Origin of the sequence: Thauera sp. WH-2, assembly GCF_048321015.1 — a bacterium.
Lineage (GTDB): Bacteria > Pseudomonadota > Gammaproteobacteria > Burkholderiales > Rhodocyclaceae > Thauera.
In genome coordinates, this window is the sequence record NZ_JBLWFG010000007.1 from 127,667 (window position 1) to 144,053 (window position 16,387).

The following is a 16,387-nucleotide window of genomic DNA, read 5'->3' on the forward strand; positions in this document are numbered from 1 at the left end:
CGCCCAGCGTCTGTTACGAAGCCGGGTGCGTATCCATGATCATGTGTCCCGCAGATGTTCGAAATCGTCCTCTATCAGCCCGAAATTCCGCCCAATACCGGCAACATCATTCGCCTCGCGGCCAATACGGGTTCGCGTCTGCATCTGGTGGCGCCCCTCGGCTTCGATCTTTCCGATCGGCATCTGGCGCGCGCGGGGCTGGACTATCACGATCTCACCTGTGTCACGGTGCACGAGGACTGGGATGCCTGTCTGGCGGCGCTTGCGGGCAGGCGCATGTTTGCGCTCAGCACCCGGGGAAGCGAGCGCCATGACCGGGTGGCTTACCAGCCCGGAGACGCGCTGGTCTTCGGACCCGAGAGCCGCGGCCTGCCCCAGACCGTGCTGGATGGATTTCCGGCCGGACGGCGGATCCGTATCCCGATGCGGCCGACGAACCGCAGCATCAACCTGTCGAATGCAGTGGCGGTCGTGGTGTACGAAGGCTGGCGTCAGCGTGGTTTTGAGGGTGCGGCCGGGGCGGATGAGGCTGCTCCTGGCGCAGCAGCCGTGGCCGCGCCGTAGCGCCTCGCTCACTCCTCGCGGGGGTCGCGTGCGAGCAGGCGCTCGACTGCGCTGCGCGCATTCATGCCGTGGTGGAGCAAAGCGTCGATGGCCTCGCAGATCGGCATCTCCACGCCGTGCCGGTGCGCAAGCTGTACCACCTCGCGCGCGGTGGAGACCCCTTCGGCGACGTGGCCGAGCTCACGCAGGATGTCGCCCAGACTTTTCCCCTCCGCCAACGCCAGGCCAACGCGCCGGTTGCGCGAAAGATCGCCGGTGCAGGTCAGGATCAGGTCGCCCATGCCGGCGAGCCCCATCAGGGTCTCGGAGCGAGCACCCAGCGCGCGCGCCAGACGGGTGATCTCTGCCAGGCCGCGCGTGATCAGCGCTGCACGTGCGTTGAGCCCGAAGCCCATGCCGTCCGAAACGCCGGCGGCGATCGCCATCACGTTCTTGACCGCACCGCCGACCTCGCAGCCGACAAGGTCGGTGTTGGCGTAGATGCGCAGGCGCGGCTGGTGCAGCACGCCGACCCAGTGGCGCGCGAATTCGCCGTCACGTGCGGCGAGCGCGACCGCTGCCGGCAGGCTGCGTGCAACCTCCGCTGCAAAGCTCGGCCCGGTGAGGGCTCCGCAGGGTGCAGTAGCGCCGAGTTCCTCTTCAACGATCTCGTGCGGCAGACGGCCGCTGCCCGCTTCGAAGCCCTTGCACGCCCACAGCAGGGGGGTTTCGGGCGTCAGCGCGCGCAGCGTGTGTACCGTGCTCCGCAAGCCGGCCAGGGGGGTGGCCACCAGGTGCAGTTCGGCGTGGCGGGCAGCGTGTTCGAAGTCGGGGTCGATGGCGAGCGCGTCATTCAGGCGCACGCCGGGGAGGTAGCGAAGGTTCTCGCGGTTCTCCGCGATGCTGGCCAGTTGGGCGCGGTCGCGCGCCCACAGTCGAACATCGTGCGAGGCGCTGAATGCCTGGGCGAGCGCTGTGCCCCAGGCGCCCGCACCGAACACCGTGATCCGGCAGCGGCTCACAGGCCCCAGACCTCATTTGCGCGCACGTAGCCCTCCAGGCCTTCGGCATGGCGCACCCGCGCCCAGCCCAGTTGGGGCGGTTCGACGAGTTGCAGCACGACGTTGCGTGTCGCCTCGAAGGCCGCCTGAGCGTCGGTTTGCGGCTGGCGCCGGATGGTCGCGCGTTCGGCGGTGACGATGACCGTGCGCTGCTCGCTGAGCGCGTGGCTCTCGACCCAGTTCAGTGCGCCTTCGGGTTCGCGCACCCGTAGCCAGGCGCCTTGGGTGACGACCACCTCGACCGGGGTGCCGGGGAGCAGGCGAAAGAGCGCGCGGGCCTGGGGGGAAGGCGCGTCGTGCATGACCAGCGAGGCGCCGGCGGATTTGTACTGGATTCCGGGCCCGGTTGCCTGCGCACCCGCGAGGCTGGAGGCCGAGCAAAGTGCGAGGAGGGTGGCGAGGCGCAGCCCCGGACGGCGCTTTGCAGTGCTGCTGGGCGTGCGCTTCATGGGGGATTCCTTACTGGATCGGCACTTCACCGTCGGCGCGCGCGGCGGCTTGCTGGCGCTGCGACTGGTAGAGCGTCTCGAAGTTGACCGGCGCGAGCAGGACTGGCTGGAAGCCTGCGCGGGTGACTGCATCGGACACAGCCTCGCGAGCGTAGGGGAAGAGAATGTTGGGGCAGCCGATCATCATCACCGGTTCGAGGTCGTCCTGCGGAACGTTGCGGATCTGGAAGATGCCTGCCTGTGCAACCTCGATCAGGAACAGGGTGCGGTCCTCGCTGATCTTGGCGTCGACGGTCACTGTGAGAGTGATCTCGTACACGCCATCCTCGATGGCGCGTCCGGCGGTGCTCAGCTGCACATTGATCTGCGGGTTTTCGCGCTCGAGGAAGATCTGCGGTGCGCCCGGTACCTCGACGGAGAGGTCCTTGACGTAGAGTTTTTCGATCGAGAAGACGGGCTGGGTGTTCTGTTCAGACATTGGGATGGATCCGGGTTGGAGTGGATTGGTGATGGGTGCGCCGGCCGGGGACACGCCGGCAGAATGTTCAGGCGGTCAAGCGGATTCGCCCTGCAGAAGCGGGTCGAGGCGGCCGGCTTCTTCGAGCGCGAAGAGGTCGTCGCAGCCGCCGACATGGTAGTCGCCAATGAAGATCTGTGGAACCGTGCGCCGACCGCTGAGCTTCATCATTTCCTCGCGGCGGACGGGGTCGAGGTCGACGCGGATCTTCTCGAGCCCGGCCACGCCCTTGTGCATCAGCAGCTGTTCGGCGCGGATGCAGAAAGGGCAGGTCGCGGTGGCGTACATGCGGACGTGGGGCTGCATGCTCATTTCCGCTTGCGGCTCACCGGATGGCCGGCCTTCTGCCATTCCATCATGCCGCCACGCAGGTTGTAGATGCGGGTGAAGCCGGTCTTGCGGAGCTGGGCGGCGCAGCTGTTGGAGCGGCCGCCGGTGGCGCAGCACAGGATCACCGGGTGATCCTTCAGCTTTTCCAGCTCCTTGCCACGGCGCTCGAACTCGCCCGAGGGGATGTGGCGCGCGTTCGGGATGTGGCCCTGGGCGTATTCGCCCTGCTCGCGCACGTCGATGACGATCGCATCTTCGCGGTTCACGAGCAGTGTTGCCTGGACCGGGGAGACCTGGCTTTCGTCGCCGCGGCTGCGGATCAGCTCGACCATCAACCAGGCCCCGGAGACGGCTGCAAGGGCCGCCCAATGCCAATTTTGTTGCAGGAATTCCACTTGAAAGGGGCTCCGTCAGGGTGGGAAGGAATGCGTGAATGAGCGCGTGCTCAGCTTTCGGATGCGTCCACGCCGCAGAAGACCTCGCGCATCAGCACGATGAGCTGGAGCGTGCGCTGATCGCCGACGCGGTAGAAGACGCGATTGGCGTCCTTGCGCGTCTGCAGCACGCCTTTGTCACGCAGGATCGCGAGGTGCTGCGAGACATTGCTTTGCGAGGTGCCGACGGCATCGACGATTTCCTGCACGCACTCCTCTCCGTCGCCGAGTACGCAGAGGATCTTGAGGCGCAGGGGGTGGGCGATGGCCTTGAGCGCGCGGGCCGCTGTTTCGATGTGCTCATGGCGGTCGATGAGCGTGAGGATGTCATTCTGGTTCACGATAGGGGCGGCGCGGGCAAAACGTTAGTATAAAATATTGCGTTGCGCCCATGCAGAACATCCTGCAAGCAAGGGTTTACCACCAGTTTCGTGCCTGCCTCCACTCCTCCCATTTCTCCATCGCGTCCGGGACGCAGCATGCCGCGCCCACGTTTTTGTGGATTGTTCGTCTGCGCCTGGTTTGTTGGCGCCTTGTGGTGCGTCTCGCCCGCGCAGGCGCAGCCTCAGCCTCCTTCCGGCCAGATCGACGAGCACCGTTCGGATCTGGCTGATCTGAAGCAGCGCATCCGCGACCTGCAGCAGGAGATGGCCCGTACGGAGGCAAGCCGTTCCGAAGCGGCGAAGGCGCTTGCCGAGGCCGAGCGCGCCGTGTCGCGTGCAGCCAGGGAGCTCGCGCAGCTTGAGGCGGAGCGTAAGGATGCAGAGAAGAAGCTGGGCGTGCTGGAGGCTGAGCAGCGCGAAACCGCGGGGCGCATCGACAGCCGGCGCAGTGAGCTTGGCGAATGGCTGCGCCGCCAGTACGTGCATGGCGCGGCCGACGGCGTGGCGCCCCTCCTGTCCGCCCGCGACCCGAACCAGCTTGCGCGTGATGCACACTATCTCGAGCACCTCGGGCGGGCGCGGGTCGCGCTGATCGATGGTTTGCGCGCCGACATGCGGGAGACGCAGCGCCGTTCTGAGGAAATCCAGCAGCGCCGCGACCGACTTGCGATCCTCGAGGACGAGCAGCGTGCGCGCAGGAAGTCCCTCGAACACGAGCAGCAGCAGCGCAAGCAGGTGCTGGCGAGGGTTGCGGGCGAGCTCCAGGCGCAGAAGAAGGCGGTCGGCAGCCTGCAGCAGGACGAGAAGCGTCTCGGGCAGGTAATTGACACGCTGGTGAAGCGCGCCCGTGCCCAGGCGGAGCGTGAGGCCGCCCGGCTGCTCGCCGCGCAGCGCGAGGCCGAGCGCAAGGCGGCGGAGCAGCCCGCTGCCTCGGCCGCGGGCCATGCGCGGCCGAGCCTCCCGCGCAGGGTGGAGCCGGTGGTGGGCGAGGTGCGGGCCGCGGCAGCGCCGACCCCATCCGGGGTGCGCTTCAAGGATCTGCGCGGCCAGATGCGCTTTCCGGTGCGGGGCGAACTTGTCGGGCGCTTCGGCGCTCAAAGAGCCGAGGGTGGCACAACCTGGAAGGGTGTGTTCATCCGCGCTGGTTCGGGGATGGAGGTGCGCGCGATCGCGGGCGGAGAGGTGGTCTTTTCGGACTGGTTGCGCGGGTACGGAAACCTCATCATCGTCGACCACGGCAGCGACTACCTTTCCATCTACGGTAATAACGACACCCTGCTCCGGGATGTGGGCGAGCGCGTGGGCGGTGGTGACGTGATCGCCAGCGTGGGCGCCGGCGGAGTGGGCAACGAATCGGGTTTATACTTCGAAATCCGCCACGGCGGTCAGCCGCTCGACCCGATGCAGTGGGTGCGGCTCAACTGACCGAAGGCAAGGCCGGCCAAGTCGCCGGCGCATCAATGGAGTTCTCATGCGCAGCAGCAAGCTGAAACAGTTCGGCCTCGTGATGACCGGCATGGTCGCCGGCGTCCTGATCAGTCTCAATTTTTCCGCCAGTGCCGACCGCAGCGTGCAGGTGCCGCTGCCGGTCGATGAGTTGCGCGCGTACGCGGATGTGTTCAACGCGATCAAGCAGGGCTACGTCGAGCCGGTCGAGGACAAAAAGCTCATCACCGATTCGATCAGCGGCATGCTGTCGGGCCTGGATCCGCACTCGGCCTACCTCGACGCGGAGGCGTTCAAGGATCTGCAGGTGGGTACCCAGGGCGAGTTTGGCGGCCTGGGCATCGAGGTCGGCATGGAGGATGGCTTCGTGAAGGTCATCTCCCCGATCGAGGACACCCCCGCGTTCCGTGCCGGAGTGCAGGCGGGCGACCTGATCGTCAAACTTGACGACACGCCGGTCAAGGGCATGAGTCTGAACGATGCGGTCAAGCGCATGCGCGGCAAGCCCAAGACCGACATCACGCTGACCATCATGCGCAAGGGGCAGTCCCAGCCGATCGTCATCACGCTCACGCGCGAGGTGATCAAGGTCCAGAGCGTCAAGTCGAAGCTCATCGAGCCGGGTTATGCCTATCTGCGTGTCGCGCAGTTCCAGGAGAACACGGCCGTTTCGGTGGTGGATCACCTGAACAAGCTCGCCGCCGAGGGGCCGATGCAGGGTCTGGTGCTCGACCTGCGCAATGATCCGGGCGGCCTGCTGCACGGTGCAGTCGGGGTGTCGGCGGCGTTCCTGCCGCAGGATACGCTGGTGGTGTCGACTGACGGTCGCACCGAGGATGCGCGCCGCGAATACCGCGCCGCTCCGGCCGACTACCTGCGCGGAACGCGGGACGACTTCCTGCGTCGCCTGCCTTCGGTGGCGCGCGAAGTGCCAATGGTGGTGTTGGTCAACGCGGGTTCGGCTTCGGCTTCGGAGATCGTGGCCGGCGCGCTGCAGGATCACAAGCGGGCCACGGTGATCGGCACCCAGACCTTTGGCAAGGGGTCGGTGCAGACCATCCTGCCGCTCAACAACAACACCGCGATCAAGCTCACGACGGCGCGCTATTACACCCCCAGCGGCCGCTCCATCCAGGCAAAGGGCATCGAGCCCGACGTCATCGTGGAGGAAAGCGCCAACGGCTCGAGCCGCCGCGTGCGCGAGGCTGACCTGCTTCGCCATCTCGGCAATGATCGTGACCCCGAGGCCGAAGCCAAGGCCGCCGCCGAGAAGGCGGAGGGCAAGCCCGCCGAGAGCGAGGAAGAGACGGAGCCGGTGCGTTTCGATTTCGGAGGGGAGGACGACTACCAACTCCAGCAGGCAATTCGCCTTCTCAAGGGTGAGCAGATCGTCCAGAATGAAAAATAAACCATGAGGACGGGAGGGGAATGATGCGCAGGGAGACCGCCTACAAGCTGGCTGGCAGGCATCACGACCGTCCCTTGCCTGGCGCCGACATCCACAAGCAGCGTGAGATCCGCTTCAAGGGCCTGCCTCCCGGGCAGGTCGAGCGGGCCTGGAAGGCGCTTCAGGCGTTGAAGGGCCTGCAACTAGAGCGTGACGACGAGACCCTGACGATCGTCGTGCGTTACTCGGTGCTCGACTATTCGCTCGAGACGCTCGAGGACGCCCTGCGTGATGCCGGCTTCGCGCTTGAGAATTCGCTATACGTCAAGCTGGTGCGCGCCCTGGTGTATTTCTGCGAGGAAACGCAGCGCCACAACCTGCTTTCGCCCGAGCGGCTGATCAAACAGTCGCACGAGGTGTACATTCAGGCCTGGGACCACCAGTTGCACGGTGATCACGACGACACGCCCCCCGAGCTGCGCGAGTACAAGTAGCCTCCATTCGATGAACGACGATCAACTGCTGCGCTACAGCCGCCACATCCTGCTGCCCGAGGTCGATGTCGAAGGGCAGCAGCGCTTGCTTGATGCGCGTGCGCTGATCGTCGGGGCGGGCGGACTGGGTTCGCCGGCAGCGATGTACCTCGCGGCAGCGGGTGTGGGCACACTCGCCATTGCAGACGACGACGAGGTCGATCTCACCAATCTGCAGCGCCAGATCCTCCACAGCGCCGACCGGGTGGGGGCGCCCAAGGTGGTTTCTGCGCGCGAGACCCTGCATCGGCTCAATCCGGAGACCCACATCGATCCGATCCGGCAGCGCCTTTCGGGCGCGGCGCTGGAAGAGGAAGTCGAGCGTGCCGACGTGGTGCTCGACTGCAGCGACAATTTCGCCACCCGCCATGCGATCAACCGCGCTTGCGTGCGCTTGCGCAAGCCCCTGGTCTCCGGGGCCGCGATCCGCTTCGACGGGCAGGTTTCGGTGTTCGACCTGCGCAACTCCGACGGCGCCTGCTACCACTGCCTGTTTCCCGAGGGTGAGGATCTGGAAGAGGTTCGCTGCGCGGTGATGGGGGTGTTTGCACCCATCGTCGGCATCATCGGCACGATTCAGGCGGCCGAGGCCCTGAAGCTGCTGATCGGCTGCGGCACCACCCTGGATGGGCGCTTGCTGCTGCTGGACGGCCTGTCCATGGAGTGGCGCAGCGTCTCGCTTTCGCGCGACCCGGGCTGCGCCGTTTGTAGCCAACGGGCCTGAGCGGACCGAGCCTGCTTTTCAGGCAGCGGAGCGCGGACGGGCGATCAGGCGCAGATCCGGCCCGATCATTCGCAGGTCGCGGATGTCGAGCCGCGTGGCGCCCTCGAGTGCCGCGAGTGCGGGCAGGTTGAACAGTCCGTGTGCCGCGTCCCCGACCAGCATTGGCGCGAGGTACAGCAGCACTTCGTCCACGCAACCTTCGCGCATCAGCGATCCATTGAGTTTGAAACCGGCTTCCACGTGGATCTCGTTGAGGCCGCGCGCGCCCAGTTGCAGCAACAGTTGGGGGAGATCCACCTTGCCCGCGGCATTGGGCACGATCAGTACCTCGTGGCCACGGTCGCGTAGCGCGGTGATGCGCGCTGCGTCCGCGCTTGCGGTGGCAATCAGGATGGGCGCGCCCTGAAGGATGCGCGCAGCGAGTGAAACCTGCAGACCTGCATCGACCAGGATGCGTAGCGGCTGTCGCGTGCAGGGGACGTCGCGCACGGTGAGTTGGGGGTCGTCCTCGCGCACGGTACCGATGCCGGTAAGGACCGCACAGGCGCGGGCGCGCCAGCGGTGGCCATCGGCACGGGCGGCGGCACCAGTGATCCATTGGCTGACGCCGTTCTCGAGCGCGGTCTTGCCGTCCAGGGTGGCTGCGGCCTTCAAGCGCACCCAGGGCCTGCCGCGCGTCATGCGGGACACGAAACCGATGTTGAGTTCGCGCGCCTCATCTTCGAGCAGGCCGTACTCGGTGCGGATGCCCGTCGCGCGCAAGCGCTCCAGACCGCGACCGCCAACCAGGGGGTTGGGGTCCACCATGGCGACCACCACGCGCGTCACGCCCGCGTCGATGAGCGCATCGGCGCAGGGCGGTGTGCGACCGAAGTGCGAGCAGGGCTCGAGGGTCACGTAGGCGGTGGCGCCGCGGGCTGCGCCCTCCGCTGCGCGCAGGGCGTGGATTTCGGCGTGCGGCTCGCCGGCGCGCTCGTGCCAGCCTTCGCCTACGATCTCTCCGTCGCGCACCAGCACGCAGCCGACGCGCGGATTGGGGGAGGTAGTGTCCAGGCCACGGGCTGCGAGTTGCAGCGCGCGCGCCATGGCAGCATGGTCAGCCGCCGAAAAGGTCATGCTCGGGGTCGGATTCGGGTTTGGAGACCTTGGCGCGGCGTGGACGCGTCTGCACCTCGCGGATCACTTCGGAGAACTCATCGACGTCGGCGAAGTTCCGATACACCGAGGCGAAGCGGATGTAGGCGACCTTGTCCAGCTTCTTGAGCTCCTTCATGACCAGTTCGCCGATCTTCTCGCTCGGCACTTCCTGTTCGCCCAGCGCCAGCAGCCTGGCCTCGATGCGGTCAAGGGCGGCGTCGATCGCCTCGATTGTCACCGGGCGCTTGCGCAGGGCCAGCTTCATGCTTCCGGCGAGCTTGGCGTGGTCGAACTCGGTCCGGTTGCCGTTGCGTTTGACGATGTGCGGCATCTTCAGATCGATGCGCTCATAGGTGGTGAAACGCTTGTCGCATTTCACGCAGCGACGGCGACGTCTTACGACGTCGCCGTCCTCGTTCTCGCGAGTGTCGGTGACCTGGGTGTTCGGATCACCGCAGAAAGGGCATTTCATGGGCTGCGCGGCGCATGGGGGCGTCGACCGCCCCCTTTGTGCGCCTTACTCGCCGTACACCGGAAATCTTGCGCACAGCTCGGCCGCCTGGGCGCGCACGCGTTCGATCACGCCCTCGTCGTCCGGCGCATCCAGTACGTCCGCGATCATGTGTGCGACCTTCTCGACCTCGATCTCGGTAAAGCCCCGGGTGGTAACTGCCGGCGAGCCGATGCGGATGCCGGAGGTGGTGAAGGGCTTCTCGGGATCGTTCGGGATCGAATTCTTGTTGACCGTGATGTGGGCCTTGCCCAGCGCTGCCTCCGCAGCCTTGCCGGTGATCTTCTTGTTGCGCAGGTCGACCAGGAAGACGTGGGACTCGGTGCGGCCGGAAATGATGCGCAGGCCGCGCTCCTCGCCCAGTACGCGCGCCATGACGCGGGCGTTGGCGATCACCTGTTCCTGATAGTTGCGGAACTCGGGCGAGGCTGCTTCCCTGAAGGCCACCGCCTTGGCTGCGATGACGTGCATCAGCGGACCACCCTGCAGGCCCGGGAAAATCGCCGAGTTCAGCGCCTTCTCGTGTTCGGCCTTCATCAGAATCACCCCGCCGCGTGGGCCACGCAGGGTCTTGTGGGTCGTCGAGGTGACGACGTCGGCGTGCGGCACCGGGTTGGGGTAGAAGCCTGCAGCGATCAGGCCGGCGTAGTGGGCCATGTCGACCCAGAAGATCGCGCCGACATCCCTCGCCACCTTTGCGAAACGCTCGAAGTCAATGCGCAGCGAATATGCCGACGCGCCGGCGACGATGATCCTCGGTTTCGTCTCGTGGGCGAGGCGCTCCATCGCGTCGTAGTCGATCTCTTCCTTCTCGTTCAGGCCGTACGCAACGACCTTGAACCACTTGCCCGACATGTTCAGCGGCATGCCGTGGGTGAGGTGGCCACCTTCGGCCAGGCTCATGCCCATGATGGTGTCGCCCGGTTTCGCGAAGGCCATCAATACGGCCTGGTTGGCCTGCGAGCCGGAGTTGGGCTGCACGTTGGCGGCTTCGGCGCCGAACAGGGCCTTGAGGCGGTCGATCGCGAGCTGCTCGGCCACATCCACGTGCTCGCATCCGCCGTAGTAGCGCTTGCCCGGATAGCCCTCGGCGTACTTGTTGGTGAGCTGGGAGCCCTGGGCTTCCATTACCGCGTGGGAGACATAGTTTTCCGAGGCGATCAGTTCGATGTGGTCTTCCTGGCGCTTGTTTTCGGCCTGGATGGCGGACCACAGTTCGGGGTCGAATTTGGCGAGGGTGTCTTGCGAGGAGAACATGTCGGAAGCTCGAAGAAGGATTTGTTCGGCCGCAGGCGCATGCTCGCCTGCGGGCTGGGTTCAGCGCGGGAGTTTATCACGTGCGCGCATGCACAAAAAAAGGCGCGCATCGAACACGATGCGCGCCTCGTGAGGATCTCCGTCGCGGGGGCTTACCAGCCGCCGTTCCCGGCTCCGCCACCATTGCCACCACCGTCGTTCCAGCCGCCACCGAAACTGCCGGGGATCTCGAGCTGCATGGAGTTGGGGTCGAACTCCACCGGCTTGTCGAGGCTGAACGTCACGATCTCCGGGAAGACCAGCAGCAAGGTGAGCATGAACAGCTGGATGAGCACGAAGGGGATCGAGCCGCGGTAGATGTCCATCGTCTTCACGCCTTCCGTCTCACGTCCGGTGACGCGATCGAGGAAGGGCTTCGCGGGTGCGACGCTGCGCAGGTAAAAAAGGGCGAAGCCGAACGGCGGGGTCAGGAAGGAGGTCTGCAGGTTCATCGCCAGCATCACGCCGAACCAGATCAGGTTGATGTCGAGCTTCTCGGCCACCGGCGCCAGCAGGGGGACCAGAATGAAGGCGATCTCGAAGAAGTCGAGGAAGAAGCCGAGCACGAAGACCATCAGGTTCACGAAGAGCAGGAAGCCGATCTGGCCGCCGGGCAGCTTGTCGAACAGGTGCTCCACCCAGAGTTGACCGTCGACCGCGATGAAGGTGAAGCTGAACAGCGTCGAGCCGATGAGGATGAACAGCACGAACGTCGACAGGCGGGCGGTCGACTGCAGTGCATGCTTGAGCAGCGGCATGTCGAGCCGGCGTCGCATCAGCGCCATCAGCAGCGCGCCGACCGCACCCATGGCGCCGCCTTCGGTGGGAGTGGCTACGCCCAGGAAGATCGTGCCCAGCACGAGGAAGATCAGCGTGAGCGGCGGAATCAGCACGAAGGTGACGCGCTCGGTGATGCGCGACAGCAGGCCAAGGCGGAAGAGCTTGTTCAGGGCGGCGCCGAAAAATGCGATCAGCGTGCCGACGGTCAGCGAGACGACCACCGTTTCGTCCGTGGGGGGCGTGCGCTCCGCACCCGAGATGGCGGAGGCGATGTCGGCGTAGAAGTAGCCGAAGGCGACCGTCAGGACCGTGACGAAGATGGAGAAAACGCCCAGCGAGCGCATGCCTGAGCTGCCGTTCGGTTCTCTATACTGGCGTGCTTCGGGTGGCAGTGCGGGCACCATCTTCGGCTTGAACATGGCCAGGCCGATGATGAAGAGCACGTACATGCCGATCAGCATGAATGCCGGCAGGAAAGCTCCGCGGTACAGGTCGCCGACGCTGCGGCCAAGCTGGTCGGCCATCACGATCAGCACCAGTGAGGGGGGTACGGCCTGGGCCAGCGTGCCCGAGGCGGTGATCGCTCCCGAGGCGATCGCGCGGCTGTAGCCGTAGCGCAGCATGATCGGTAGCGAGATCAAGCCCATCGAGATCACCGACGCGGCAACCACGCCGGTGGTGGCGGCGAGCAGCGCGCCCACGAGGATGACCGCGAGTGCGAGCCCCCCCCGGATCGGGCCGAACACCTGGCCTACGGTGTCGAGCAGATCCTCCGCCATGCCGCTGCGTTCGAGAACCAGACCCATCAGGGTGAAGAAGGGGATCGCAAGCAGCGTGTCGTTCTGGATGATGCCGAACACCCGCAGCGGCAGGGCCTGAAAGAGGCTCACCGGCAGCAGGCCCATCTCGATGCCGATGAAGCCGAACATCAGCCCCGTTGCCGCTAGCGCGAAGGCGACCGGAAAGCCGCTGAGCAGGAAGATCGCCAGCGCGAGAAACATCAGTTGCGGCAGGCTGGAAGAGAGCATTTCGATCATTTGCGGGTCTCGCTGACGGAGGCGAGGGCGATCTCGGTCGCGTCGGCGACCTCATCGACGGCCGCCAGAAGCGGATTGGGCGCGAGTCCCCTGAGGAAGGCGACCCGCTTGATGAGTTCGGAGATCGCCTGCAGCCCCAGCAGGGTGAAGCCGGCAGGAACAAGGGCGTAAACCGGCCAGCGGATCAGGCCACCCGCATTGGAGGACATCTCGTTCGAAAGATACGCGTTCTTCACCAGCGGCCAGGAGAACTCGATCATGAACCAGCACATCGGGAGCATGAACAGCACGATGCCGACGATGTCGATGATGTTTCGGGTACGCATGGACAGGCGGCTGGCGAGCACGTCGATGCGCACATGGGCGTTTTGCAGGAATGCATAGCCTGCACCGAGCAGGAAGACGGCCGCAAACAGGTACCACTGGATTTCGAGGTAGGCGTTGGAGCCGACGTTGAACGCCTTGCGCGCGATCGCGTTCGTGGCGCTGATCAGCGTGGCGGCGAGCACGAACCACATCGTGGACTTGCCCACGATGCGTGTCAGCCCGTCGATCAGCCTGGATAGGCGGAGGAGGTTTCCCATGGGGTGGCCTGGATGCGGTGGTCGGACGACACTGCCGGACGCTGCGTGATGCAGGCCCGGTCAGCGAGGAGTCGAAGATGCAGAAACGGGCGCCTCCCGCGCAGAAGCCGGGAAGCGCCGCGCATCTTAAAGCTTTTGTGCGGCCATGTACTGCGAGTAGTTGCCTTCGGCGACCGCAAACCACTGCACCTGGTCAGCCATGAAGCGGGAGTAGTCGGGGAAGACCTTTTGCCAGTTCGGGTTCTTCGCCGCGATCTCCTCGTACACTTCGCGCGATGCCTTGAAGGCGGCATCCATCACGTCACGCGGGAAGCGGTTCAGCTTGGCGCCTTCGGCCACCAGTTGCTTGAGCGCACCCGGGTTGCGCCCATCGTAGCGCGCCTGGCAACGTACATGCGCATCGGCTGCCGCGAGTTGGACGATCGCCTGATACTCCTTGGACAGGCTGTTCCACTGCTTGTCGTTGATGTAGACGGAGAACTGGGTGCTGCCCTCCCACCATGCGGGGAAGTAGTAGTTCTTCGCGACCTTGTAGAGGCCGAGCTTGAGGTCGTCGTAAGGGCCGATCCACTCCGCGGAGTCGATCGTGCCTTTCTCCAGCGCCTGGTAGATTTCGCCGGCTGGGATGTTCTGGGGCACGGCACCGAGCTTGCTCAGCACGCGACCGCCGAAGCCGCCGATGCGCATCTTCAGGCCGTTGATGTCGGCGACCGAGTTGATCTCCTTGCGGTACCAGCCGCCCATTTGCGCGCCGGTGTTACCGCAGGGCAGGTTTACGATGTTGTATTGCGCGTAGAACTCGCGCATGAGCTTGAGGCCATCGCCCTCGTTCATCCATGCGGTCATCGCACGCGAGGCCATGCCGAAAGGCACTGCGCAGTCGAGTGCGAAGGTCTCGTCCTTGCCGAAGAAATAGTAGGGCGCGGTGTGAGCGCATTCCACGGTGCCCTGTTGCACGGCGTCGACTACGCCGAAGGCGGGGACCAGTTCACCGGCCGGATAGACGGTGATGTTGAACTTGCCGCCGGTCGCGTCGGAAACGTTCTTCGCGAAGATCTCCGATGCCCCGAAGACCGTGTCGAGCGACTTCGGGAAGCTTGACGCGAGGCGCCAGCGGATCTGTTCCTGCGCGTGCACGATGGCGGGGGCGGCGCCGGCCGCGAGAATGCCGGCCATACCGGCGCCCTGAATGAATTTGCGACGTTCCACGGTGTCTCCTTTGGTGTTGGTTTGCAACCGCGACCGATTATAAGGAGCGTGCCAGTACTGGCGAAAACCGAGGAAAACCCTTATCCGAGGGATTTTATGGATATGGCGTTTTATGCGTTCGGCAATTCGTCGCGAGCGCCTTCGAGGTGCGTCTGCTCGGCCCAGCGCAACAAGCGCCAGCGGTCGTCGGTCCGCTCGATCCAGTTGAGCGCTGCGTTGGGGATGGAAAAATCGCGCGGTGCGTGCAGGTCCTTGCGGGCTGCGATGCGGTGCACGATGTCGAGCACCCCCCCGTGGGTCACCACCAGCACCTGCTCGCCCGGGTGGCGGACGGTGATCTCGTCGAGCACGCTGTGCACCCGCGCGGCGAAGTCCTCCAGGCTCTCGCCGCCCTCGGGAAAGGCGAAGCCAGGGTCGCGCTGCACGAAGCTGCGGTACGCGTCCGGGTGCAGGCGCTCGGCCTCATCGTAGGTGAGTCCCTGGAACAGTCCGTAATGACGCTCCCGCAGGCGCGGCTCCGTGACGACGGCCAGGCCATGGCGGTTGGCGACCGCGGTCGCCGTCTGTTGTGCGCGGCAGAGATCGCTGCTGTAGAGCGCGGCGAAGCGAAGGCTGCCGAGGCGCATCGCGGTGGCTTCGGCCTGGCGGTGGCCGAGCGGATTGAGTGGAACGTCCAGATGTCCCTGCAGCCGGCGTTCCACGTTCCAGGCGGTTTCGCCGTGACGTACGAGGCAGAGACGGCAGCTTGATGCGGTGAGGGGCGGGGCGTGCATGAAGTGGCTCGGGCGGGAAAAAAACGAGGAGCCCGCGCGGGGCTCCTCGAGTGCTGCGGATGCAGGGAGCGGCGAAGCTCAGCGCACCGACTGCATGAAGCGGTCGTATGTGGCTTCTGCTACGCCGAACCAGGCGTTCTGCGACTGGCGGTACTTGACGAACTCGGTGTAGATCTTCTTCCACGCCGGGTTCTTCGCCGACTCTTCGTCGTACAGTTCCTGGCTGATCTCGTACGCCTTCTGCATGATCTCGTTCGAGAAGCGCTGCAGCTTGACGCCCTGCGCGAGCAAGCGGGCGAGGGCCTGCGGATTCTTGTGGTCGTAGCTGGCGGTCATCAGGATGTGCGCTTCGCGCGCGGCGGCGCGGAAGGCGGCCTGGTACTCCGCGGGCAGCTTCTCCCATTCCTGCTTGTTCACATAGAAGTGAACCGCAGGACCCGGCTCCCAGAAACCCGGGGCGTAGTAGTAGGGCGCCACCTTGTGGAAGCCCAGCTTCTCGTCGTCGTACGGGGCGACGAACTCGGCTGCGTCGATGGTGCCCTTCTCCAGCGCGGCGTAGATGTCGCCGGCGCCCAGCTGCTGCGGAATCGCGCCCATGCGCGCGAGGATCTCGCCGCCGATGCCGGGGATGCGGAATTTCAGGCCCTTGACGTCATCGACCGTGTTGATCTGCTTGCGGAACCAGCCACCCATCTGCACGCCGGTGTTGCCGCCGAGGAAGGAGTAGACGTTGTAGTTGCTGTAGAACTCGTCGAGCAATTCCTGACCGCCGCCGGCGATGATCCAGGCGTCCATCTGGCGCGCGTTGAGGCCGAAGGGAATGGCGGTGCCAAAGCCGAAGGCCTTGTCCTTGCCGGTGTAGTAGTAGGAGCAGGTGTGGCACATCTCGACGGTGCCCTGCTGCACCGCGTCCAGCGCCTGCATGCCCGGCAGCAGTTCGCCGGCCGGATAAACGCGGATGTCGAACTTGCCGCCGGTGATCTCGCGCAGGCGGTTCGCGAGCAGGTCGGCGCTGCCCATCAGCGTGTCGATGCTCTTGGGGAAGCTCGAGGTCATTCGCCACTTGATCTCGGGCAGGCCGGTCTGGACTGCGGGGGCGGCGATGGCTGCCGTCGAGGCTGCGCCGGCAGCGCCAGCGGCCAGGCTGGCGCCTGCCTTCTTGAGGAATGAGCGACGTTCCACGTTATCTCCTTGCGGGTGTGTTGAATGCGCAGACGATTATATAGACCCGCGTCTGCTTCCGGGACTTGCAT

The 16,387-nt window shown here is 65.4% G+C and carries 19 protein-coding genes; 5 read left to right on the forward strand and 14 right to left on the reverse strand.

From position 1 onward, the window contains the following. The first annotated feature begins 54 nt into the window (after positions 1–54). Positions 55–564, forward strand: a complete 510-nt coding sequence (locus ACNKW1_RS12660; RefSeq protein WP_418364951.1) for a tRNA (cytidine(34)-2'-O)-methyltransferase — start codon at positions 55–57, stop codon at positions 562–564. An 8-nt stretch (positions 565–572) separates the two neighbouring features. Here ACNKW1_RS12660 and ACNKW1_RS12665 read toward each other — a convergent pair whose 3' ends face one another. The 6 genes from ACNKW1_RS12665 to ACNKW1_RS12690 all read right to left on the reverse strand — a co-directional run bounded on the left by ACNKW1_RS12665 (position 573) and on the right by ACNKW1_RS12690 (position 3,675). Beyond that, positions 573–1,565, reverse strand: coding sequence for an NAD(P)H-dependent glycerol-3-phosphate dehydrogenase (locus ACNKW1_RS12665; protein WP_418364952.1), 993 nt, complete (start codon positions 1,563–1,565; stop codon positions 573–575). Further along, positions 1,562–2,053, reverse strand: coding sequence for an SH3 domain-containing protein (locus ACNKW1_RS12670; RefSeq protein WP_418364953.1), 492 nt, complete (start codon positions 2,051–2,053; stop codon positions 1,562–1,564). The genes ACNKW1_RS12665 and ACNKW1_RS12670 overlap by 4 nt, the downstream gene beginning before the upstream one ends. A 10-nt stretch (positions 2,054–2,063) precedes the next feature. Then, entirely contained in the window at positions 2,064–2,531 is a 468-nt protein-coding gene (gene secB, locus ACNKW1_RS12675) for a protein-export chaperone SecB (RefSeq protein ID WP_418364954.1), read from the reverse strand. 75 nt (positions 2,532–2,606) lie between these two features. Further along, entirely contained in the window at positions 2,607–2,876 is a 270-nt protein-coding gene (gene grxC / locus ACNKW1_RS12680; RefSeq protein ID WP_418364955.1) for a glutaredoxin 3, read from the reverse strand. A 2-nt stretch (positions 2,877–2,878) separates the two neighbouring features. After that, positions 2,879–3,295 carry a rhodanese-like domain-containing protein gene (locus ACNKW1_RS12685; protein WP_418364956.1) on the reverse strand — a complete coding sequence of 139 codons (417 nt, stop codon included), beginning with the start codon at positions 3,293–3,295 and terminating at the stop codon, positions 2,879–2,881. 50 nt (positions 3,296–3,345) lie between these two features. Next, complete coding sequence (locus ACNKW1_RS12690) at positions 3,346–3,675, reverse strand: ArsR/SmtB family transcription factor (RefSeq protein ID WP_418364957.1); 330 nt, start codon at positions 3,673–3,675, stop codon at positions 3,346–3,348. Positions 3,676–3,813: 138 nt separating this feature from the next. Between ACNKW1_RS12690 and ACNKW1_RS12695 the strand changes: the two genes are divergently transcribed. Genes ACNKW1_RS12695 through ACNKW1_RS12710 form a run of 4 tightly spaced genes read left to right on the forward strand, consistent with a single transcriptional unit; the run spans position 3,814 to position 7,807 of the window. Further along, positions 3,814–5,142, forward strand: a complete 1,329-nt coding sequence (locus ACNKW1_RS12695) for a murein hydrolase activator EnvC family protein (RefSeq protein ID WP_418364958.1) — start codon at positions 3,814–3,816, stop codon at positions 5,140–5,142. Between the two features lie 46 nt (positions 5,143–5,188). Continuing rightward, positions 5,189–6,571, forward strand: coding sequence for a S41 family peptidase (locus ACNKW1_RS12700; RefSeq protein ID WP_418364959.1), 1,383 nt, complete (start codon positions 5,189–5,191; stop codon positions 6,569–6,571). A 23-nt stretch (positions 6,572–6,594) separates the two neighbouring features. After that, positions 6,595–7,044, forward strand: a complete 450-nt coding sequence (locus ACNKW1_RS12705) for a hypothetical protein (RefSeq protein WP_418365003.1) — start codon at positions 6,595–6,597, stop codon at positions 7,042–7,044. Positions 7,045–7,054: 10 nt separating this feature from the next. Then, positions 7,055–7,807, forward strand: coding sequence for a HesA/MoeB/ThiF family protein (locus ACNKW1_RS12710; RefSeq protein ID WP_418364960.1), 753 nt, complete (start codon positions 7,055–7,057; stop codon positions 7,805–7,807). Between the two features lie 18 nt (positions 7,808–7,825). Here ACNKW1_RS12710 and ribD read toward each other — a convergent pair whose 3' ends face one another. The 8 genes from ribD to ACNKW1_RS12750 form a co-directional block, all read right to left on the reverse strand. Further along, positions 7,826–8,923 (reverse strand): bifunctional diaminohydroxyphosphoribosylaminopyrimidine deaminase/5-amino-6-(5-phosphoribosylamino)uracil reductase RibD, encoded by a 1,098-nt coding sequence (gene ribD / locus ACNKW1_RS12715; protein ID WP_418364961.1) that lies wholly within the window; start codon positions 8,921–8,923, stop codon positions 7,826–7,828. Then, positions 8,904–9,416 (reverse strand): transcriptional regulator NrdR, encoded by a 513-nt coding sequence (gene nrdR / locus ACNKW1_RS12720; protein ID WP_418364962.1) that lies wholly within the window; start codon positions 9,414–9,416, stop codon positions 8,904–8,906. Before nrdR ends, ribD begins: the two co-directional genes overlap by 20 nt. Positions 9,417–9,461: 45 nt before the next feature. Further along, complete coding sequence (gene glyA, locus ACNKW1_RS12725) at positions 9,462–10,712, reverse strand: serine hydroxymethyltransferase (protein WP_418364963.1); 1,251 nt, start codon at positions 10,710–10,712, stop codon at positions 9,462–9,464. Between the two features lie 152 nt (positions 10,713–10,864). Continuing rightward, on the reverse strand, positions 10,865–12,568 hold the full coding sequence (locus tag ACNKW1_RS12730) for a TRAP transporter large permease (RefSeq protein WP_418364964.1): 1,704 nt from the start codon (positions 12,566–12,568) through the stop codon (positions 10,865–10,867). Next, positions 12,565–13,152: a TRAP transporter small permease subunit gene (locus ACNKW1_RS12735; protein ID WP_418364965.1), complete on the reverse strand. Its 588-nt coding sequence runs from the start codon at positions 13,150–13,152 to the stop codon at positions 12,565–12,567. Before ACNKW1_RS12735 ends, ACNKW1_RS12730 begins: the two co-directional genes overlap by 4 nt. Before the next feature lie 126 nt (positions 13,153–13,278). After that, positions 13,279–14,361: a TRAP transporter substrate-binding protein gene (locus ACNKW1_RS12740; RefSeq protein ID WP_418364966.1), complete on the reverse strand. Its 1,083-nt coding sequence runs from the start codon at positions 14,359–14,361 to the stop codon at positions 13,279–13,281. A 110-nt stretch (positions 14,362–14,471) separates the two neighbouring features. Continuing rightward, positions 14,472–15,134: a histidine phosphatase family protein gene (locus tag ACNKW1_RS12745; RefSeq protein WP_418364967.1), complete on the reverse strand. Its 663-nt coding sequence runs from the start codon at positions 15,132–15,134 to the stop codon at positions 14,472–14,474. A 78-nt stretch (positions 15,135–15,212) separates the two neighbouring features. After that, positions 15,213–16,316: a TRAP transporter substrate-binding protein gene (locus tag ACNKW1_RS12750; protein ID WP_418364968.1), complete on the reverse strand. Its 1,104-nt coding sequence runs from the start codon at positions 16,314–16,316 to the stop codon at positions 15,213–15,215. Between the last annotated feature and the right edge of the window lie 71 nt (positions 16,317–16,387).